Source organism: Pseudoalteromonas sp. SCSIO 43201 (assembly GCF_023716725.1).
GTDB lineage: Bacteria > Pseudomonadota > Gammaproteobacteria > Enterobacterales > Alteromonadaceae > Pseudoalteromonas > Pseudoalteromonas peptidolytica.
In genome coordinates, this window is record NZ_CP072683.1 from 1,435,646 (window position 1) to 1,457,379 (window position 21,734).

A 21,734-nucleotide genomic window follows, 5' to 3' on the forward strand; every position below is an offset into this window, starting at 1 on the left:
GTTAGACTAACGCCCAATTTTAGGTAAAGAGAAGCCCAGATTTGCTAGAGATAGACACCGTCACTTGTACCAAACAAGATAGATGCTTGTTTGACTCATTAAGTTTCACTCTCCATTCGGGGCAGATCATGCAAGTTGAAGGCCCAAATGGTGCCGGTAAAACGTCACTGTTACGAATAATAGCGGGCTTTGCCAGAGCGGATGAAGGTCAGATCCGATATAACCATACCGATATTCGAGAAGATTATGATTCATTTGCAGCTGAACTGTTGTTTATTGGTCATAAAACGGGTGTTAATCAGCAACTGAATGCCTACGAAAATGTCCAGTATTGGTTGCAAGTACATGGTGCAAAAGCCAGTGAAGAAGAGGTTTATGAGCTGTTGGCAAAGCTGGGTCTAATAGGGCTTGAAGATGTACCGGTGCGTACCCTTTCAGCGGGTCAACAGCGTCGTGTTGCTTTGGTTCGTTTATGGCTGAACAAAGCTAAATTGTGGATACTCGACGAACCATTTACCGCATTAGATAAAAAAGGTGTTGCCTTGTTGCAAACCCAGTTTCAGTCCCACCTCGATGCAGGCGGAGCAATTTTACTGACTACACACCAAGATCTCACCGCACATTTCGCGCAGTTACAAACTTTGACATTGGAGTACCGTTTGTAATGCAGACTCATCATTCATATTGGTTAGCGTTCAAATCCGTTTATACAAAAGATGTGACACTCGCATTTAGGCAACGTGCTGAAATCGTTAACCCATTACTGTTTTTTCTGATTGTCATCACGTTATTCCCTTTAGCGATTGGGCCAGAGCCTGCATTACTTACCAGAATTGCGCCGGGCATAATTTGGGTAGCAGCCTTGTTATCGACTATGTTAGGGCTAGATAAACTATTTCGGGATGACTATAACGATGGCTCGCTAGAACAACTGATAGCATCGCCTTATCCGTTGTCATTATCTGTACTTGCCAAAGTGGCTGCACACTGGACCGTAAGTGGTCTACCTATGGTACTACTAGCGCCATTATTTGCATTGTTAATGAATTTAGAAACGCAGTCCCTGAACGCGACAGTGTTAACTTTATTAATTGGGACACCCTTGTTAAGTTTTATTGGAGCTATAGGGGCAGGACTCACCGTTGCATTGCAAAAAGGTGGAATTTTGATGAGCTTACTAGTCCTGCCGCTGTATATCCCTGTATTAATTTTTGCAACATCCGCCATTGATACCAGTAGCATGTCTCTTGCTTATGGCGGTCAGCTTGCAATCCTTGGTGCGATGCTTGCCGTTGCCATTGTCGCCGCACCAATTGCCATATCGTCAGCTTTAAGAGTGAGTGTAAGTTAAAATGTGGAAGTGGTTACATCCTTATGCCAAAGCGGAGCGTGCTTACCAATTGTGTAACACCTTGCTTCCTTACTTTGCCGTGATTGCGGTAGTGGGTTTACTTGTTGGATGGGTTTGGGGGCTTGCCTATGCGCCCGCAGATTATCAACAAAAAGACAGCTACCGGATAATCTTTATTCATGTGCCCTCAGCGATTTGGTCAATGGGTGCGTATTCATCTATGGCCATAGCAGCCATTATTGCTTTGGTGTGGCAAATTCGTAACGCCGAGCTGGCAGTTATCTCAATCGCGCCAGTTGGTGCGGCTATGACTGCAATAGCATTAATTACCGGAGCTGCTTGGGGTAAACCAATGTGGGGCGCTTGGTGGGTGTGGGACGCCAGGTTAACCTCTGAGCTTATTCTGTTATTTTTATATTTTGGTGTATTGTCACTTTATCATGCGTTCGAAGACAAAAAATCAGGGGGGAGAGCTGCCTGTATTTTAGCAATAGTTGGTGTAGTTAACTTACCAATTATTCATTTTTCAGTTGAATGGTGGAACACGCTACATCAAGGCTCTACCATCACAAAGTTTGATACATCAGCAATCGATCCATCTATGTTATGGCCATTACTAATTAATATTGTCGCCTTTGCAGGTGTGCTGGGAGTAGTAACGCTTATTCGCTTAAAAAATGAAATTTTGCGTTGTGAGCAGCATCGTCCTTGGGTACGTGAATTAGTGAATAGGGGATAATTATGCAGTTTGAATCCTTCAGTGAATTTCTAGCAATGGGCGGCTATGGTTTCTATGTATGGCTGTCCTTTGGTTCATGTGCGCTTATATTAGTGGGCATCTTAGTCAGCTCTCTTGCCGATGGTAAAAAGCTCAAGCAAGCCGTGAAAGCTCAAATGGCACGAGAAGCACGGATTAAAAAAGCAAAAGAGGAGTCAGAAGCATGAATCCTAGACGCAAAAAAAGACTATTTGCCGTCGTTGCAGCTGTCTTTGGTATTGGTGCAGCGGTTGGCTTAACCCTCTATGCACTGCAAGAAAATATCAATTTATTTTACACCCCTAGTGAGTTAGTTGAAGGCAAAGGTGAGCTTAAAGAAAAGCCTCAAATTGGACAAAAACTCCGCATTGGTGGAATGGTGGTTCCGGGCTCTGTTGAGCGAGATGAATCATCGCTAGATGTGTCGTTTAAACTGATTGATACCGGACCTATGGTGACTATACGTTACCGCGGTATTCTGCCTGATCTGTTTCGTGAGGGACAAGGGATAGTAGCACAGGGAACCTTGGTTGAAACCAATGTGGTTGAAGCATTTGAAGTGTTGGCAAAACACGATGAAGAGTATATGCCTTCAGAAGTTGCTGAAGCCGTTAAAGGCATAAAGCACGAAAAGCCAAAATATAATTTAAATAGCGAGAACTAACTAAGATGATCCCTGAAATAGGTTACTTCGCCTTAGTTCTGGCGATGTCGTTGAGTTTACTACTGTGTATTTTCCCGTTATGGGGCGCATACACAGGCAATCTAAGGCTAATGAAAGCCGCGCCTTCACTAGCCATTGGTCAATGTATTTTGGTGGTGTTTTCCTTTTTGGTACTGATTTATATAACCTTAATGGATGACTTTACCGTGGCTTATGTTGCCCATCATTCAAGTAGTAGTTTGCCTTGGTACTATAAAATTACCTCTACTTGGGGTGGGCACGAGGGCGCTATTCTACTTTGGTTAGTGATGCAGTCAGTTTGGACCATGTTGGTCGCAGTTATGTCTAAATCACTGCCTTGGGTGCTTCGAGCCAGAGTATTGGGCGTATTAGGCTTTTTAGGTGTAGGCTTTATGCTTTATACCCTATGGATGTCTAGCCCTTTTGAGCGTTTATTACCTTATTTCCCTGTAGAAGGCCGCGACTTAAATCCATTGTTACAAGACCCAGGTATGATTATTCATCCACCTTTGTTGTATATGGGCTATGTTGGCTTATCAGTATCCTTTTCTTTTGCAATCGCCGCATTGTTAACAGGTAAGCTGGACAACACGTGGGCTAAATGGTCTCGTCCGTGGACGATGGCTGCATGGGGCTTTTTAACTTTAGGTATCACCATTGGTAGCTGGTGGGCATACTCAGAGTTAGGCTGGGGAGGCTGGTGGTTCTGGGATCCAGTAGAGAACGCATCGTTAATGCCATGGCTTGTCGCAACAGCGTTACTGCATTCATTGTCGGTAACAGAAAAACGGGGTGTGTTTAAGTCTTGGACGGTACTTCTTGCCATTACTGCATTTAGTTTATGCTTACTCGGTACGTTTATTGTTCGCTCAGGTATTATCGTATCGGTGCATGCGTTTGCAACTGATCCTGATAGAGGTTTATTTATTCTATCTTTCTTGGCCGTGGTGGTTGGGGGGAGTCTAGCCTTATATGCAACCCGAGTTTCGCAAGTTTACAGTGAAGGCAGATACCAGTTTATTTCAAGAGAAGTAACGCTTTGGGTCAATAACATCTTTTTGGTCGTAGCGACTCTTATTGTGCTACTTGGAACACTTTTGCCTATGATCCATAAAGAATTAGGTTTAGGTTCCATTTCGATTGGAGTCCCTTTCTTTAATCAGATGTTTGCAATATTGACCGTGCCATTTGCTATTTTGCTTGGCATAGCGCCAATGTTACGTTGGAAGCAAAATAAAATGCCACCGCTAGTTAAAAAGTGGGTAGTACTATTGGTCGCTACTTTAGTCATCACCACTGCATGGTTATTCTCAAGCTTTGAAGTAGTTGCTCCCCTTACTTTTGTTGCTACTGCATTGGCTGTGTGGATCTTTATTGCGACTGCGACTGACTTATTTAGCAAAGTGTCGGTTCATTCGAGTCTAACTGTCGGACTTAAAAAGCTTGGGCTGAGCTATTGGGCAATGGTACTTGGTCATGTTGGTATCGCATTTGTTATCGCATCCGTTACGTTAACCTCGGCATACTCGGTAGAACGCTCTGTTAGTATGAAACCAGGCGAAACGGCAATGTTAAATGAGTACGAATACCGCTTTGACGGCGTAAAAGAAATTAGAGGGCCAAATTACGGTGGTCACGCAGGGGTCGTGACAGTATTCAAAGATGGCGAGAAAGTTACTAAGCTGTACGCAGAAAAACGCCGTTATGATATTGGTATGCAGTTTATGACTGAAGCTGCGATAGATGATGGCTTTTTCCGTGACTTGTACCTCGCACTCGGAGAACCATTGTCGGCAGGTGCATGGTCACTCAGGATTTATCACAAACCCTATGTCAGGTGGATGTGGCTTGGTGGTTTACTTATTTCATTTGCTGGGTTTATTGTACTTGCAGATAAACGATACCGTGGCCGCGTAAAAAAGCCGCAACAGCAGGAGGCTTAATATGAACCGTAAATTATTAGGTTTAGTGCCTTTTTTAATCTTTATCTTCTTGTGTGTATTTTTATATCAAGGCTTATTTGGAAATCCGAGAGAGCTTCAGACAGGTCGACTTGGGCAAACGATGCCTGAGTTTGCTTTACCAGACTTAATGGATAGTAACAAAGTCTGGACAGCTGACTCACTCAAAGGTGAGGTATACCTTATGAATGTTTGGGGCACATGGTGCCCAACATGTATCGCAGAGCTTGGCTATCTGACAGAGCTAAGAGAGCGAGGTGTGAGGATCATCGGCCTGTATTATGAACAGGCGTATGACCCGGACTTTGGCGATCAATTCGACATTAATGCGTTAAGGACAGATGTAACTAGCATGCTGAGTCGTGCAGGTGACCCTTATCAATTCAATATCCTTGACTTGGAGCGCTCTTTGGCTCTTGATTTGGGCGTTTCGGGAGCCCCAGAAACTTTTCTAGTAGACAAAAACGGTAAGATCTTACTGCATCACACAGGCGATATTAATGAACGCGTGTGGCGCAGCAAGTTTGCTCCAATCTATCAGGAGTTAACACAATGAAATACCTTATCCTAATTGTGTTTATGTTCGTAGGTTTTGCAAGCGAGGCCGCAGAAGATAAGTACAACTTTGCGACTCCAGAGCGAGCGCAAACGTTTCGAGAACTAACCCATGAACTGCGTTGTCCTAAGTGTCAAAATCAAAATATTGCAGATTCGGACGCTGTTGTGGCTAAAGACTTGCGCGATAAAGTGATCACTTTAGTGAACGAAGGTAAGTCCAAGCAAGACGTGATTGACTATATGATAGACAGATATGGCTATTTTGTGCATTACCAGCCACCTGTCACGCCTGCAACCATTGTGCTTTGGGTACTACCTGTCGTGATTATTGTGCTTGGCTTTGGCTTTATTGTATTTCGCCAAAAGCGTGCAGCGAAAAAGCAGGATTGGAATGCCACAGATGAACAAAAACTCGCTGAGCTTATTAACCAATATCAACGTCAGGAGCGTGAGCTGTGAGTGAATTTTCAACCGATTTAACACAAATGTGGTTTTTATTTCTGCTTCTTAGTGTTTTTGCTGGTTTGTTCGTCGTTTTTCCTTTTATCAAAAAAGAGAGAAAGGTAGTGGTTGATGATGACGCCAATGCCGAGCGTATTGGTATTTTCCATCAGAGGCTAGAAGAGCTCGAAGATGAGCTTGCTAATCAACGAATCGAAAAAGACAGTTATCATGAATCAGTGATCGAGTTAAAACGCAGATTACTCAATGAGCTGTCTCCTGAGCAATCATTAACAAGTCGTGGTGATAATCGAGTTTTAGCGGTCACGGGGATCGCGTTTATGGTGCTTGTAACAGCGATTTTTTACTACTACACAGGTAGCCATAGACAAATCGCTAACTGGAATGAAGCTATTGAAAATCTTCCAGAGTATGGCGAGCGAGCTGTAATGCAAACTGGTGAGCCGTTAAATGCTAATGAATTACAAGCTTTTGCTCTAGGGCTTAGAACAAAACTTGCCACTGCCGGTGATGATGCAGTGGCGTGGATGTTACTGGGGCGTGTGGCAATGTCGTTGGGTGACTTTGAAATGGCAACGCAAGCTTTTGATAAAGCATTAGCAATGCAGCCTGATAATAATAATGTCTTAGTTAATTACAGTCAGGCATTGTTGATTGAAGGGTCAGAGCAGAGCATGAACCGCGCAGCCAAGATGCTTTCAAAAGTCCTGAATTCGGAGCCTACGAACATTGATGCCATTAGCCTTTTGGCACTTATCGCCTATGAACGTCAGGACTGGGCTGAGTCTAAAGCAGCGTTTGAAGTGCTGATGGCACAGCTAACGCAAGACGATCCTCGTTATCAGATGATAGCCGGTCGTATTGCAGAGCTTGAACAAAGGCTTGGGCAGCAAGAGCCAGAAGCTGTAAATAGTACGGCGAGCATTAGCGCTACAGTTACCATTGCCGAGGCGTTACAAGGCGACATTCCGTCAGGAAGCACGTTATTTGTTTTTGCAAAAGCGCAAAATGGTCCAGCGATGCCATTAGCTGTGGCGAAAATTACAAACTTTAACTTGCCAATCACGGTTGCTCTGGATGATAGTATGGCAATGATGCCTGAATTAACCTTATCTAACTTTTCTCACGTTACAGTTACCGCACGCATTTCTATTGACGGTTCGGTGATGCCATCAGATGGTGAGCTGGAAGGGGTTTCAAATGTGATAGAGCTAAAACAAGGTGGTAGTCAGGTTAATGTCGAGATTAGTCGTGTCTTAACAAATACAGGGAAATAAATGCTTAAAGTTGTGCTCACAGGTTTACTAGCACTCACCGTCATTGGTTGTGCACAGGTACCAGAAGAGAAAAAAGATCCACGAGATCCATTACAATCCATTAATCGACCTCTATATGATTTTAATATGGATGTTTTAGATGCTTATATTTTGCGCCCAGTGGCTAAGGGGTATGTGTCAGTTACCCCTGCGCCTGTGCGAAGTAGTATTGTCAACTTTACGACAAATATTGCCGCGCCGACTGACGCGGTGAATGCTGCGCTGCAAGGTAAGCCAGATCACATGGCCATAAATGTAGCTAGATTTTTGGTCAATTCAACCGTTGGTATTTTTGGTCTATTTGATGTAGCAAAAACACTCGGACTGGAGTTGAAAGATGAAGACTTTGGCCAAACCCTTGGCGTGTGGGGAGTAGGTGATGGTGCCTATATTATGGTGCCAGGCATGGGACCTACCACAGCAAGAAATTTAACAGGTGATGTAGTCGATAATCTAGTGTTGCCTGAAATTGCACTCACTACGCCGCAAACTATACTGGTATTTGCGCTACGGGCAGTGGAGGCCAGAGCGGCATTGATGTCGCAAGAAAAGTTATTAAATGAATCATTAGACCCATATACATTCTTAAAAGATGTTTACTATCAGCGTCAATTGTATGAGCTATATGATGGTAACCCTCCACTAGAGGAAGAGCCTGATGATTTTGATGAAAACTTTTTAGAAAACTTGTAGTTATATTTTTTCTTAACACTTGCTCAAAAGAGGCTACTTAATTAAGCAAACTGGAGCAATGGACTAAGCTAGTAAATATAAAGGTCGGCTAATGTCGACCTTTATATTTTCAGATGCTCACGAGGCAAAAATTTTGCTATTTAGTTGTTCTAAATAAGAAATTTTTAACGCTGTTAGCGTCAGATTTACTCCTTCAAATTGAGCAAGCATTAAGTCAAATTGGTATTATTACCTTTTAATACGTATAACTATATATCTTGTAGCAGAGCATAGACGAATGAGCACCTATATTAGGTCAATTAAAATCGCCAGTTCAAGTTTGCCCACCATGTTCTACCAGGCTCGTTGATCCTCGCTATTTGCTCATAGCCACTTACCGCAGCACCAGAGCGGCTCAAATGTTCTGCGTATGTTTTATCAAGTAAGTTGTCAATACCGGCACTGAGCTGAATAGCATTGTTATATTGATAGCTAGTATTTAATGCGAAAGTACCAAAACCGGCTGTGGTTGATGTATCTTGCCCGGCAATATTGCCTTGCCCAATAGCGATTCTGTGTTGGCGCTTAACAAGTCGTACAAGACCACCTATTTGCCATTTGTCTGACAGCTCCTGCGTTGCGGCAAATCGCAGTTGCAAAGGCGGCTGCTGTGCCAGTGCTGTATTATCGGTCAAATTGTTACCTTTAACATAATCAAGGCTGCTGGTTAATTGTAGTGCCTTACTGACTTGCCATCTTATTTCCGCTTCAAAGCCGAATGTTTCAGCATCAATATTACGCGTCACTTTTGAAGTCATATTCATTTTTTTGAACATATTGTCAATCAACAAATAGTCATCAATTTGATTATAAAATGCAGAGGCACTGAGATTAATGTCTTTAAATTGATGAACAACGCCAACATCTAATTGCGTTGTCTTTTCTGTTTCGACATTAAAAGCCGAAATGGCTGTTTCACTGCCTCTATTGCTGCCAACCACTTCCCAGTAGTCTGGAAAACGCTCGGTTCTTCCTAAACCAATAAAGTAGCTACTGTTTTCAGATTGCGCTTGATAGCGAGTAAAGCCACTATATAAGGTGTCTTCTCTTGTTTGATTCGCTGTTGGGTTAGGTTTCATTGTCATCATCGCACTTATCATGGTGCGGTGATCCTCACTTTTCCAATCATCAATGCGAAGTCCCGTTACCCATTGGCTTGTATTGCTTAATTCATACTCGAACTCAGCAAACATACCTAACTGCCTAAACTCAGCGTCAAGTTGACGAGGCATTGTCTCTACTGGACTATTATACTGATCACGACTGATCCTGTTGCGGTGTTCGTTTTCTTGATAGTCTAACCCATAAATAAATGTATGTTTGCTGTTGATATCCGAAGTGAGTGTCAGCTTTGCACCATATGTTTTTCGATCAGGGTTAGAAGAAGTTGGCTTTTTCATCATCATGTTGGGGACGAATCGACGCAAGCTATGATTGTCCATGATGTGATCAACATAGTTGTAATAGGCATTAAATTTCAGCTCATCAACCATTTCAGACAAAGCAGATAATTTAATATTCAGACCTATATTTTCTCGGTCAAATAAGCTGCCATCCATCATACGATCTGCATAGGCAACTTCACCATCACTCACGCCATAAGTTAAGGAATAAAATGAGTCATCATCAGGTGTGTAGGCAAACTCTGTATCTATATTCCACCGTTCATAGGCTGAGTGAACATCGACTCCACTGCCGTCCTCGTAGTCATCGGCGTCGCTATAATTCGCTGCGACACGTGCATAACCATTTTGATTGCCAACTTTAATATCTGAATTTACGCTATGGCGACCTTGGCTAGATACCACAGCATTTGCAAAACCTACTATTTCTGATTTATCCAAACGATCAGTTTCACGTTCGAAAACAACCGTTGCTGCACTATTACCTGGACCATAAAGAACGGTTTGAGGCCCTTTTATTACTTTTAAAGTGTCATATGATTGAGGGGTAATATAAGCGGTAGGAGGATCCATTCGATTGCCACAGCCACCAAGCGTTTGTCCATTATTGGCGATAATTGCAATTCTTGAACCAGCCATGCCTCTAAATACCGGATCTGAGCTTGCGCCACCTTTTTTAACCAAAGAGAAACCAGAAATAGAAGACAGTAAATCGGCACCATCTTGTGCTGGGAGAGGCTGGCGTACCGCTTTGGTATCAGTGGAGAGGGTGAGCGGTGTTTGCATTGGAGCAATAATAACAATTCTTTCTATTTCATCTGCACTGGCTGTCGATAAAAGAGAAAGAATACTGAGAGAAAGTAGCGTGCGTTTCATAAGTTCACATTAGTCCATTGTTTTTGTGAGCTTATTTTATCGCTTTCATGATGGTAGTGGGATGCGACAGATTGTCGCAGTCCGCTGCATATTACTCAATGGCTTTTATTTGGGTGTCACTCCATAACTGCGACGATTGATATAGCTGGGCAATGCGCTCAGGTGAGACTCCCAAAGGTTTTGAGACAGTTTCAACATTATCCCAATCTCCTTTTTCCATTGATTCTGCAAGATCTAAGTAAATACCAAACTGACTTGGCTTTTTCAGCAGTGTGGCCTTTATCTCTTGAGATAATGGCAGTTTAGTCAAGAGTGTTGCCATTTCATCATCCAATATTGCATCCATAAGTGACATCATGCCAATAAGAAATGCACTGCCTGTATCAGAAACTTTGCCAGCTTTGGTGGCAACGGCTTCCATAAAGTGAGCTCGTAGTAATGAAAGAGACAGTAGTTCTTTTGGTTTTTCAGTGTTAAGTTGCGATGCAAAAAGCAATGAAATAAGACGCTTTAACTCGATGCTACCCAGTACAACTAATGCTTGTTTTATTGTTGAAATCTCGGCTCTACGTTTAAACACAGCGCTGTTGGCGTAGCGCAATAACTTATAACTAAGATTCACATCACGCTCAAACACTTGCGTAATTCGTGCAAGATCAGGCTCGACACTGGACGTTTCATACAGAAGCTCCGCCATTGCAAGTTCTGAAGGCGCTAATGCTTTGGTTTTTACCATTTCTGGTTTAGCAAAAAAGAAGCCTTGAAAGAATTTAAAGCCAAGAGATTTAGCCAATTCAAATTGTTCGTATGTTTCTACTTTTTCGGCAACTAAGTCAATGTTAGGGAAATCTTTAATTGCTGCTTTGATGATATTGATTTGGTCTGTGCTGGTAGAGAGAAAGTCGACTTTTATTTGATCAACATAAGGAAAAAAATGCCGCCATACATTTTGGTGTTGGTAATCGTCTAATGCGAGTGTATAACCTTTTTCTTTTAGTTCTTTAACGTGTGCGAGCAGTCTTTTTCCTGGCTGTACTGTTTCCAGTATTTCCACAACGACCTGCTCTGGGGATAGCATTTGGGCGTAACCTTTGGATAAAGTTTCCAGCGTAAAGTTAATATAGGCAGGGTGTTGATTGGTCAAATCATCAAGACCAAAAGTGAACTGGCTGCCTTCAATCAGGCGGCTTGTGGCCTCATCGCCATCTATCTCGGGAAATACATTATTCAGACTGTCTCTGAATAATAGTTCGTAGCCAATCAACTCCCTTTGGACATTAAAAATGGGCTGACGAGCCGTGTAAAAATACATAAATACTACCGTCCAAACAAAATGATATTGGCTTTAATATAAGGTAAAAGTGCTACGAGGTCACGCAGGGAAACATAGTTTGTAATGATTGAGTAAAGTATGCACTAGCCAAATGTGTAAACCTCACGCTGAAAGCGCGTCATCACCTTCAAAGTGTGCTGGCTAGATCATAGAGTAACCTTCAGTGACTAAAAATGAAGAGTCAGCTCATTTTGCATCCAAACGTCAGATCCCTGAACGCTTCAAAGGAAGATATAGCAAAGTACACTGGTCTCAGGAGGTTGGGTGAGAAGTAGCAGCATGTTATAGTGATCCTTTATGTTTTGGCTTTTATTCAAAGTGAGTTATAAATCAAACAATTGAGCACTATAAAGCTCACATTTGGAGAAGAGCCCAACTTACTTAGGAGGCTAAATTGGAGATAGGTACGATAATCTCACTTGCACTTTACTTCATTGCAATGTTGGGAATAGGGTTGTACGCATATAAAAAGTCCACCAGTGATGTGTCAGGTTATATGCTGGGTGGTCGCAGCTTACCCCCTAGCGTAGCGGCATTGTCAGCAGGTGCTTCAGACATGAGTGGCTGGATTTTGATGGGTCTGCCCGGTGCGATGTTCTTAACTGGATTCAGTAGTACATGGATTGCAATTGGCCTTGTGATTGGGGCATGGTTAAACTATTTACTGGTTGCACCACGTCTAAGGGTTTATACAGAGTATGCCAATGATGCAGTAACAATCCCTGACTACTTTGCCAATCGTTTTGAGGACAAGGGTAATGCACTAAGAATTGTGTCGGCTTTGGTTATCATCATATTCTTCACGCTTTACACCTCATCGGGTGTAGTTGCTGGTGGTAAGTTGTTTGAAAGCTCATTTGGACTTAGCTATGAAAGCGGAATGTATATTACTACTGGGGTAGTCGTTCTTTATACGTTATTTGGTGGCTTTTTGGCAGTTAGTCTGACCGACTTTGTTCAAGGCTGCATCATGTTTATTGCTCTTATCTTGGTGCCACTGGTAACCTTCTCGCTATTGGATAACCCTCTTGGGCAAACCCTGAATGAATTAAATCCAACCATGTTAACTTGGATTGGTTCAGCGGGCGCAATTGGTATTGTTTCTGCGATGTCTTGGGGTCTTGGCTATTTTGGTCAACCACATATTATCGTACGTTTTATGTCAGTTCGAAGCGTAAAAGATATGCCTACAGCACGTCGGATCGGAATGACTTGGATGATAGTTGCAGCTTTAGGTGCGGTTGGTACTGGTTTATTCGGCGCAGCTTATGCTCACGAAAAGGGCATTGTAGTGGAAGATGCAGAAACCATCTTCTTAATTTTGTCTCAACTACTTTTCCACCCCCTGATTGCTGGCTTCTTGTTAGCAGCAATTCTAGCGGCAATAATGAGTACAATCTCATCTCAGTTGTTGGTTAGCTCGAGCTCATTAACAGAAGACTTTTATAAGATTTTTATTCACAGAGCAGCCACAGATAAAGAGTTAGTGCTGGTTGGTCGTATTAGTGTTGTGGTTGTAGCGCTAGCTGCGATTTATTTAGCATATGACAGAGATAGCTCAATTTTAGATTTAGTAAGTAATGCGTGGGCAGGGTTTGGTGCAGCATTTGGTCCACTTGTATTACTTAGTTTGTTCTGGTCTCGTATGAATTTTGCGGGTGCCCTTGCCGGTATGATTTCAGGCGCAGTGACAGTATTGGTTTGGATCTACGGACCATTTACTTATAACGGTGAGCCGCTTAGTGCGACACTATATGAAATTGTTCCGGGCTTTGTCGTCGCAACAGCTGCAATTATTGTGGTTAGCTTAGTGACAAAAGAGCCAAGTAAAGCAATTACAACACTCTTTAATAAAGTAGAAAATGCGCTAGATTAAGCGAGTGCAAGGCGGGCTGTAAACAATGTTTGCAGCCTACTTTTTTGTAATTAATCTGAGCTGCGAATAATTAATGTCTTTCTAACAGCCAGTTTTAGCGTTAACTGTGTTGAGTTCACTTCCAATGGCCGACTATTGATGCGTAAATTCGCCTTGCCTAGAGGATTTAGGTACCTTAGCGAGAGTAGGACGTAAAAGCAGTGTTTTCCTACTGTGTTTTTAGGTGTAACAGAAGCGCTAATATCGCCGCGATGGGAGTCGTAACTAAGCCTACCCAGCCGCCGGTGTAAAGCACTGCTAAAATCATGCCTATATCAACTCCTGCTACTGAGCAGTTTGCTGTCTCTCTTTGTGATACGTTACACTTTAAAATACTTGTGAACAATTCGGCGAGGATTAATCCTAAAAGCGGCAAAAGTGCGACTATGGCACAGTAAAATAATATCCGTCTAAAATTTTGCGTTTTCATGAATATATCCCTATAAATCTGAAATGTTATGCTAGCTTCGTTACTGAAAACTAGAAAGTCTAATCATCGAAGGTAAAACTGGCTGATGGAAAAGTCAACATAGATAAATGCAGCGTGTTACAAGGTGCATCGAGCATTCGTTTTTTTGTTATAATCTGCTAATTATCAGCACAATTATACCATTGGCAATTAATGACATTTAACGAATTACAACTTCACCCAGAACTTCTAAGCGCGATTACTGAGCTTGGATTTGAGTCGCCGACACCTATTCAACAAAAGAGTATTCCACAGATCTTAAGTGGTAATGATCTCATAGCAAGTGCTCAAACTGGAACCGGTAAGACCGCCGCTTTTATGCTTCCGATTTTGCATCGTATGCTAAGTGCCTGTGTAAAGAGTGAAAAATCAGTCAGAACTTTGGTGTTAACACCCACTCGTGAGCTTGCGCAGCAAGTGGCTGAACACACGGAGAAATTGCTGAGCCATTCTCACTTGAATGTTGTGTGTTTATATGGAGGGGCGAATATCGGTCCTCAAGAAAAGCGGTTGAAGGCAGGAGTGGATATTGTTGTTGCTACGCCTGGACGTTTACTCGATCATTTAATAAAGGGCACTTTAACGCTCAAGAATATTCAACATTTGGTTTTTGATGAAGCCGATCGCATGTTAGATATGGGCTTTATGGGTGAAATTAAGCGGATCATGCGTACCATGCCGCGTGAGCGTCAAACTCTACTATTTTCAGCAACGGTTGACGATACTGTGCTATCCCAAGTAAAACCTTGGTTGAATAATCCTAAACGAGTGGGTGTTGAAACCCAAAATAGTACCGCGAGCACCGTTACACAAATTTTCTATTCAGTAGACGAAGACCGCAAACGTGAACTTATTTCTCATCTGATTGGCAAAAATAATTGGCATCAGGTACTGGTATTTACTCGCACAAAAAATAGTGCTGATAACTACGCCAAAGAGTTAAATAAAGATGGCCTTAAAACTGCCGCCATCCACGGTGATAAGTCTCAAGGTGCGCGCGATAAAGCACTATCTCAATTCAAGTCAGGCGAAATTCGTGTCTTAGTTGCAACAGACGTAGCAGCTCGTGGCATTGATATTGACTCACTAAACTATGTTTTCAATGCAGAATTACCCTATGTTGCAGAAGACTATGTGCACCGTATCGGTCGCAGCGGTCGCGCCGGGCAAAATGGTCAAGCTATTTCACTTGTGAGTATTGATGAACAATGGCTGCTGGAAGAAATAGAAATTTTCTTAGATGAACGATTTGCGCCGCAATGGCTTCCTGGCTATGAGCCTGATTTAACCAAAGAGCCTAAAGATTCTCGCCGCAACTCCGGTAAGTCCAAAAAGCAACGGGATAAAAAGCGTATTCTTGGTACACGAACTAAGCGCAGAAGGTAACTAGTTTTCGCTCTACCTTGCAAGGGGAGAAGCTTTTACTAAATGTGCTGGGCAGGCAAATGTAGGCTATGCAATTTGTTACGCAACTCTGCGAATGATTACCTTTGCAACTGCCCACGCTTGCCTCAACTATCGGGTTTTAGACAACTTAATTAAGCTAATCGGTATTACTATCGCTCTCCAGTAAATAAACGCTGATGTGTTTTTCGTGCATACTCATCTGACATACCACCGAGATAGTCTGCCAAAACGCGCATTTGCTGCGTATCATCTCTTGCTTCTTGGTAGAGTGCTTGAGTCGTGTAGGGTAATAAACGCATGGGATCACTGGCAAACACTTCAAATAAATCAATAAGCAGGTTTTGACCACTAAATTCGATTTGCTGCATTTTAGGCTCACGAATAAGTCTCTGATATACAAACAGCTTTAATACTTGCAGTATCTGTTGAAACTCGGAGTCCATCTCAACGGTGAAATGGAGCAATGCTGAGTCAAAATCTGAGTCTTGGACGGTGAGTTTACAGTGCACAATAAACAGGTTTACCAGTTCACCAATTGTGTCTTTACGCTGTGATTCATCTTCTGAAAAAAGGCTCTGTGTGATCCTATCAAGATTATTCTTTAGCCAAGCTGAATCTAGTTTATGTAATTCAGGAAGCGCAAAATTATGCCACTCGGCCTCGTTGAGTGTTTCGGTTGCAATCGCATCCTCTAAATCATGAACCGCATAGGCGATGTCGTCAGCGTATTCCATTATCGCACAATCTAACGACTTAAACTTAGTCTTACGACGGAAGGAGTCTTTCACCTCAGTTTCTTGCAGCTTTGTCTGGTCGTTTTGAGAAAATGGAGAGAGGATCCAGTCAAATACAGATTCGTCACATTGATAGATCCCTTTTGCTGGCAGCCAATCACTCGAGAGTATATATTTTCGACTTTGTGTTTGCGTTGGTTGGTGATACCAGAGTGTGTCGATTAATGCAGGATATTTAATAAATCCGAGTAAGGTGCGGCGTGTTAAGTTCATGCCAAAACCTTTGGTATAAGGCTCCAACTTTGTAACAATACGCAAGGTCTGAGCGTTTCCCTCAAATCCTCCGTGATCACGCATTAGATAATTAAGTGCTATCTCACCGCCGTGACCAAAAGGTGGATGACCAATATCGTGAGCTAGACATAACGTCTCAATCAGACTGGTTGAAGGAAAGTGTTCAAATTCAGGGTGATGCTTTCTCAAGTGACGCAGTAACCCGCTTCCTATTTGTGATACCTCCAATGAGTGGGTTAGTCGTGTTCGATAAAAATCATTTACGCCTATGGCCATGATTTGGGTTTTAGCTTGTAAGCGCCTAAAAGCTGCTGCATGGATTATTCTCGAGCGATCTACTTGCCATGCCGAGCGATTGTCATGAGGCCTATTCTTTTTCTGCTCTAAAAGCCGCTGCTGCCAAGCGTTAACCATCATACTACTTGTTCCTTTTTCTTAAATTCAAGATGTCGTCTAAACTTTGTACGATAACTGCACGAAAATTCGCGTTTAATTGCAGCTTTTGATATTATCGGCCGCTATTTTGAATACTGTAAATTATGACGTATTAAATGGATCTACACCAAATAGTAACAGAAGAAAGTAATTATTATGTGTAGATCATAGCAAGGTTCTGAGAGTAATAAGGAGATAGGCTCTGCTTTAGAACAGCGTCGCAATGGGGAGTAGGTATGCAAGTAAAATTAATTAAACTATTGGTTGCGTTAGTGACGGTTTGGGCGCTCATCTATCCGTTTCTACAAGAGCCAGAGCCTCAATTTACACCTGTAGAAAATGATGAGGAAGAAATTGAGATTGTTAAAGTAGTGCCTGAAAAGCCACTTCACAGTGTCAAGTTACCCAACTTTTCAGCCATTAAAGATATTCAAGCAAAGAAGAAAGCGTTTTTTGATTTTATCAAGCCTCATGTTGAGGCTGAAAACAAGCTGATTTTGGAGCAACGTGCAACACTTGATATCGCACTGATGATGTTACAATTTGGCGAAACACTGACACGTAAACAGGTTGAAAAAGTTGCTGTTATTTTCTCTAAATACGATTTAAAAAATGAGAAAATCAATGAAGCGTCATTAAAAAAAGCACTGCGTCGAGTGGATATTATTCCAAAAGAGCTAGCATTAATGCAAGCGGCTAATGAATCGGCATGGGGAACTTCTCGGTTCGCGCGGATCGGGTTAAACTTTTTTGGACAATGGTGTTACACCAAAGGCTGCGGTATGATCCCAAAGCGCCGTGCTGATGAGGCTGAGCATGAAGTTCGTGCATTCAAGTCAGTACGTGCAGCTGTTAAATCTTATTTTAGAAATATCAATACGCATGAAGCGTACAAGGAGTTAAGAGGAGTACGTGCAGGCTTGAGAGCCGAAAAAGTACCTATAGAAGCAACGGCACTAACCGCTGGTTTGCTTAGCTACTCAGAGCGAGGCGAAGATTATGTTAGTGAACTAAATGATATGATCAGACACAACAGAGCGTATTTTGATGAAGAATAAACTAGTGGTGGCGGTGGCGCTTTTGGTTACTTGGTGGAGCTCGTTTGCTTTTGCTAGTACCGTGACATTTTCTTATGATAGTTTTTATGACCGCCTAAAAGTCGTGAATAAAGGCGAGTTTGAGTTTGCTCGAGTTGGCTTTTATTTAGTCGACACCGTAAGCATGCAGCCTTGCCAAATTAGTAGTGGTAACATTGTGACAGAATCGGCCAATTTTCAGCTATCGTTTACTGAAGAAGCACAATTATTGTTGCCGTTTGACAAAGCGCTTGATAAGGATAAAGCGAAAGTCATTATTGATACCCAAGGTGGCGATACAGAATGCCAGCTAAAAATGCAAATAGAGGCAGAGCTATTTCACGCCGACTCTATTAGCAGGTCTGATTTATACAAGATGCAGATGGAATTTGAATCCTTATTAGCAGATCTGTCAGGCTTCTTTATCAAGCACTTACTATCCTTCCTTTTACCAGAGCATAAAGGGGTGATCGTTACATTTAACGATGATGCGGCTTTAAAAAGTACAGCCACACAGTGTAATACGCAGAACTGCCAAATTAGCATTCCATCAAGCTGGGAGCATAATACAGCGCCTTTTGCAAACGCAGCGGATATTAAATCAGTTCAACCTTGGCTCGCGTTGTAACACTAATTTTAAGTATAGATATGTCACGTTCACTGTGTTGCCAGCTATAGCACAAAAACGCAGTGAACTTTCCCTTACTCATGTTATCACACCAAAAACCTCAGTAATTCCAAACGTCACATAAGTAAGCAATGTGGTGCCCGTTTCCAAGTTTGCCTTATACCCATTAGCTTTAATACTTGCCTGCTCAGTTTGAAGAAGCAAATCAGACGTTAACTGCGTTAAAAATGTCTTATGTAACAACTAAATAACCTGATCTGCGGATAAAGAATGCCTTTCTAGTAGCCAGTTTTAGTGCTAACTGCGATGAATTCACTTCCAATAGCTAGCTATTGGAAGTGAATTTGCCTTGCCTAGAGGGGGAAAGGTACTTCAGCGAGAGTAGGGTGCGGAAGTGGTATTATCGACAAGATTTTCTCGCCTCAAAATAGCAAGCTTAATGAAGTTTATGGTATTGAGCACTCCCCTTTTCAGCTGATATTTTTATTGTTTTTTTATCAATAATATCAATATCTAATTAATCTTGTCATTCATCTTGTATAGTTGTAGGTACAACCCTTAAATGGAAACTTAATGTTAAATAAATGCGTTGTTAAAGTTTCAATGGTGTGTTAATAATGGCTTGATTATTAAAAAAACTACAGAGTAATTATTAACTTAAGGGGAAACAGGATGACCTATAAATTACCACTCAGTGCGCTCTCCATAGCAGTGTTAATCGGCATGAATCAACAAGTTAACGCTGAAGAAACAGAACAAGTAGAACGTATTGAAGTGACAGGTTCACATATTAAGCGTACAGATCTCGAAGGCCCTTCACCTATCCAAAGTTTATCTGCTGCGGATCTTGCATCAACAGGATCAACAGATCTCATCGGTGCATTACAAAAATTACCGGTATCCGGTGCTGGTACATTCAGTACTCAAGGTAACTCGAGCGATGATACCGCTAATGGCGGCTCTAGTGTGGCACTTAGAGGGTTAGGAGCGTCATCGACATTGGTGCTTATAAATGGCCGACGTGTTGCAGTCAGTCCATTTGCAAAAGACATTGAAACGTCATTTGTTGATTTGAATACCATACCAGTATCATCGGTAAAACGTATTGATATTTTAAAAGACGGTGCTTCAGCAACGTACGGCTCTGATGCGGTTGCAGGTGTAATTAATATTATTTTACGCGATGACATAGACGGGTTTGAAGTTGCAGCTAAGCTATCAGACACTGCTGATGGTGGCGCTGATGAGCAAAACTTTACTATTTTGTGGGGATCGTCAACGCAAAATGGTCATCATAACTTTTCACTGGATTACTTTAAGCGTGGCCACTTAACTTATGCTGATCGGGACTATACAGCATCTGCAGATCAACGCTTTAGAGGAGGAAATAACTCCCTAAGTTCGGCGGGTTATCCGGGCAGTGTTGAGGTAGTCAGAAGTATGCTAACGGATGAGCAGTGGGCAAGACTGCCAGTCGTCCGTACTGAAGATGATGGCACTCAAGTGAGACAAACAACTTTTGCTGATATTTGGGGTAACGATACCTGCGATCCTGCGCTAGATATTGGCAATATTTGTCGCTATGACTTTGCGTCACATATGACTGCTATCCCTTCCACAGAGCGTATTAGTTTTAACTACAATGGCGTGCAAGAAATTATGGATGGGGTTGAAGGATTTGCAGAAATCTCAGCTCAACATACATCAACCTTTATTCAAGGTGCAGGCTCTCCAAGCTTCACTGAGTTATTTATGGATGGTGACAACCCAAACCACCCACTATTTAACGATCCGGACCACTTTTTACATGGTGTAGATATTTCAATGCGCCGCCGTACTGTGGATATAGGTAATCGTAAGAAAGATGTTGATTCTGAGTATTATCGTGCAGTACTTGGTGCACGTGGTGAGTGGCAAGCTTGGTCATGGGAAATTGCTTACTCGGCGATTCGCTCAAGTGCAGTAGAGAAAGGCTTTGATGGTTTCCCTAACAAAATAAGAGCACAACAAGCAATTGATGAAGGGCTATGGAATCCATTTGAACCAAGTACTAACACAGAAGCGGGACTGGCATTTTTTGAAACAACGACAACACGTTACGGTGCATCAACAATGCAGTCACTAGACGGTACGGTGTCAGGTGAATTATTTGAACTTGGTGCAGGTTATGTTGCAGCTGCATTTGGCTTTGAACATCGCTATGAGAAAATAGAAGACAACCCTGATAGCCAGTATATTCGAGGAGAAATCTTCGGTACTGAAGCGACCCAAGCGAATGGTGATCGTGATAACACAGCAATTTTTGCGGAGTTTAGTGTACCGCTACTTGACACGCTAGAGTTACAATTAGCCTTACGTTATGAAGATTACAGTGACTTTGGTACCACTACAGATCCAAAAGTGGCATTCCGATGGGCGCCTCTGGATAGTTTAGTTGTGCGTGGTTCATGGGGTACTGCATTTAGAGCGCCTTCGTTAGTCCAGCTACACCTTGGCCGGACTGACGAATCACCAAGTGTGATTGACCGAGAACGTTGTCGCCAAACTGGTGCAGATGATGACTGTAGCCCTTATGAGTATACTGCTATTGTCTCTGGTAACAAAAACTTGCAACCTGAAGAGTCTGAAAACTATAACTTAGGGGTAGTATGGCAAGCCACTGAAGACTTTAGTATTGGTGTTGATTACTGGAATTATGAACAGGAAGATCTCATTAAGAAGATAGGTGCGCAAAAGCTGGTAGATTGCTGCGGTACTGATCCTAATTTAGTTGTGCGAGCGCCTAACCAAGGCAGTACGTTAGGTCGTATTCTAACAATCAATGATACTTTCGTTAATATCGGTGGACGCGAGACGGATGGCTTCGATGTTAATTTAGCATATGCACTAACAACGCAAGAGTTAGGGGAGTTTAAGTTTAATTACAATTTAACTTATGCGTTAAGCTTTGAAGAACAATCGTTTGCAAGTGACGAGCAGGGCAATTCATTCAACCTTTCTGAGGATCTAAATGGTGAATACCAACATCCTGAATTTCGCTGGACTGCTGGTGTGGATTGGGCGAAAAACGATTGGCTAGCAAATATCAGTGTTAATTACATCGATTCATATAGGGATCTTGCTGATAGCGAAGGCAATAAGTACAAGATTGACTCTTGGACCACGGTAGATACTAGTGTGAGTTACATCGGTGTTGAAAAGCTGACGGTGACATTAGGTGCATCTAATCTATTTAATGAGGAAGCACCATTAGCGCCATCGGAGTCTATGGGTATTGATAATAAAACGCATAGTATTCTTGGTCGCCAAGCATACGTGAAGTTCGCTTATCAATTTTAATCG

At 42.3% G+C, this 21,734-nt stretch carries 19 protein-coding genes; 15 read left to right on the forward strand and 4 right to left on the reverse strand.

Annotated elements, in window-relative coordinates; all coding sequences use genetic code 11:
* Positions 1-41: 41 nt before the first annotated feature.
* The 10 genes from ccmA to J8Z24_RS06210 are packed head-to-tail and all read left to right on the forward strand — an operon-like array spanning position 42 to position 7,783.
* Positions 42-665, forward strand: a complete 624-nt coding sequence (gene ccmA / locus J8Z24_RS06165; RefSeq protein WP_125251992.1) for a cytochrome c biogenesis heme-transporting ATPase CcmA — start codon at positions 42-44, stop codon at positions 663-665.
* Positions 665-1,351 (forward strand): heme exporter protein CcmB, encoded by a 687-nt coding sequence (ccmB, locus tag J8Z24_RS06170; protein WP_128729884.1) that lies wholly within the window; start codon positions 665-667, stop codon positions 1,349-1,351. The genes ccmA and ccmB overlap by 1 nt, the downstream gene beginning before the upstream one ends.
* A gap of 1 nt (position 1,352) precedes the next feature.
* Positions 1,353-2,090 (forward strand): heme ABC transporter permease, encoded by a 738-nt coding sequence (locus tag J8Z24_RS06175; RefSeq protein ID WP_125251990.1) that lies wholly within the window; start codon positions 1,353-1,355, stop codon positions 2,088-2,090.
* A gap of 2 nt (positions 2,091-2,092) precedes the next feature.
* Complete coding sequence (gene ccmD, locus J8Z24_RS06180; RefSeq protein WP_176031864.1) at positions 2,093-2,296, forward strand: heme exporter protein CcmD; 204 nt, start codon at positions 2,093-2,095, stop codon at positions 2,294-2,296.
* Complete coding sequence (ccmE, locus tag J8Z24_RS06185) at positions 2,293-2,772, forward strand: cytochrome c maturation protein CcmE (protein WP_125251988.1); 480 nt, start codon at positions 2,293-2,295, stop codon at positions 2,770-2,772. Before ccmD ends, ccmE begins: the two co-directional genes overlap by 4 nt.
* A gap of 5 nt (positions 2,773-2,777) precedes the next feature.
* Positions 2,778-4,736, forward strand: a complete 1,959-nt coding sequence (locus tag J8Z24_RS06190) for a heme lyase CcmF/NrfE family subunit (protein WP_125251987.1) — start codon at positions 2,778-2,780, stop codon at positions 4,734-4,736.
* A 1-nt stretch (position 4,737) separates the two neighbouring features.
* On the forward strand, positions 4,738-5,310 hold the full coding sequence (locus tag J8Z24_RS06195) for a DsbE family thiol:disulfide interchange protein (RefSeq protein WP_176031863.1): 573 nt from the start codon (positions 4,738-4,740) through the stop codon (positions 5,308-5,310).
* Positions 5,307-5,771 carry a cytochrome c-type biogenesis protein gene (locus tag J8Z24_RS06200; protein ID WP_147390788.1) on the forward strand — a complete coding sequence of 155 codons (465 nt, stop codon included), beginning with the start codon at positions 5,307-5,309 and terminating at the stop codon, positions 5,769-5,771. The genes J8Z24_RS06195 and J8Z24_RS06200 overlap by 4 nt, the downstream gene beginning before the upstream one ends.
* A gap of 26 nt (positions 5,772-5,797) precedes the next feature.
* On the forward strand, positions 5,798-7,051 hold the full coding sequence (gene ccmI / locus J8Z24_RS06205) for a c-type cytochrome biogenesis protein CcmI (protein WP_502934631.1): 1,254 nt from the start codon (positions 5,798-5,800) through the stop codon (positions 7,049-7,051).
* Positions 7,052-7,783, forward strand: coding sequence for an MlaA family lipoprotein (locus J8Z24_RS06210; protein ID WP_252095470.1), 732 nt, complete (start codon positions 7,052-7,054; stop codon positions 7,781-7,783).
* Between the two features lie 299 nt (positions 7,784-8,082).
* On the opposite strand, the gene J8Z24_RS06215 is transcribed toward J8Z24_RS06210, so the two are convergent.
* Positions 8,083-10,101 carry a TonB-dependent copper receptor gene (locus J8Z24_RS06215; RefSeq protein WP_176031862.1) on the reverse strand — a complete coding sequence of 673 codons (2,019 nt, stop codon included), beginning with the start codon at positions 10,099-10,101 and terminating at the stop codon, positions 8,083-8,085.
* A gap of 91 nt (positions 10,102-10,192) precedes the next feature.
* The gene (locus J8Z24_RS06220; RefSeq protein ID WP_128729891.1) at positions 10,193-11,413 is read right to left on the reverse strand and encodes an EAL and HDOD domain-containing protein; all 1,221 of its coding nucleotides are present in this window, start codon (positions 11,411-11,413) and stop codon (positions 10,193-10,195) included.
* Between the two features lie 415 nt (positions 11,414-11,828).
* Here J8Z24_RS06220 and putP point away from each other — a divergent pair, with 415 nt between their 5' ends.
* The gene (gene putP / locus J8Z24_RS06225; protein ID WP_252095471.1) at positions 11,829-13,310 is read left to right on the forward strand and encodes a sodium/proline symporter PutP; all 1,482 of its coding nucleotides are present in this window, start codon (positions 11,829-11,831) and stop codon (positions 13,308-13,310) included.
* 208 nt (positions 13,311-13,518) lie between these two features.
* Here putP and J8Z24_RS06230 read toward each other — a convergent pair whose 3' ends face one another.
* Positions 13,519-13,779 (reverse strand): hypothetical protein, encoded by a 261-nt coding sequence (locus J8Z24_RS06230; RefSeq protein WP_176031860.1) that lies wholly within the window; start codon positions 13,777-13,779, stop codon positions 13,519-13,521.
* A 192-nt stretch (positions 13,780-13,971) separates the two neighbouring features.
* On the opposite strand from J8Z24_RS06230, the gene J8Z24_RS06235 reads away from it, so the two are divergent.
* Entirely contained in the window at positions 13,972-15,204 is a 1,233-nt protein-coding gene (locus tag J8Z24_RS06235) for a DEAD/DEAH box helicase (RefSeq protein ID WP_252095472.1), read from the forward strand.
* A 170-nt stretch (positions 15,205-15,374) separates the two neighbouring features.
* Here J8Z24_RS06235 and J8Z24_RS06240 read toward each other — a convergent pair whose 3' ends face one another.
* The gene (locus J8Z24_RS06240) at positions 15,375-16,667 is read right to left on the reverse strand and encodes an anti-phage deoxyguanosine triphosphatase (RefSeq protein WP_176031912.1); all 1,293 of its coding nucleotides are present in this window, start codon (positions 16,665-16,667) and stop codon (positions 15,375-15,377) included.
* Positions 16,668-16,924: 257 nt separating this feature from the next.
* On the opposite strand from J8Z24_RS06240, the gene J8Z24_RS06245 reads away from it, so the two are divergent.
* The 3 genes from J8Z24_RS06245 (at position 16,925) to J8Z24_RS06255 (ending at position 21,731) form a co-directional block, all read left to right on the forward strand.
* Positions 16,925-17,746: a glucosaminidase domain-containing protein gene (locus J8Z24_RS06245; RefSeq protein ID WP_176031858.1), complete on the forward strand. Its 822-nt coding sequence runs from the start codon at positions 16,925-16,927 to the stop codon at positions 17,744-17,746.
* Entirely contained in the window at positions 17,736-18,392 is a 657-nt protein-coding gene (locus tag J8Z24_RS06250; RefSeq protein ID WP_176031857.1) for a DUF2987 domain-containing protein, read from the forward strand. The genes J8Z24_RS06245 and J8Z24_RS06250 overlap by 11 nt, the downstream gene beginning before the upstream one ends.
* 672 nt (positions 18,393-19,064) lie before the next feature.
* Complete coding sequence (locus J8Z24_RS06255; RefSeq protein WP_147389277.1) at positions 19,065-21,731, forward strand: TonB-dependent receptor plug domain-containing protein; 2,667 nt, start codon at positions 19,065-19,067, stop codon at positions 21,729-21,731.
* Positions 21,732-21,734 lie beyond the last annotated feature (3 nt).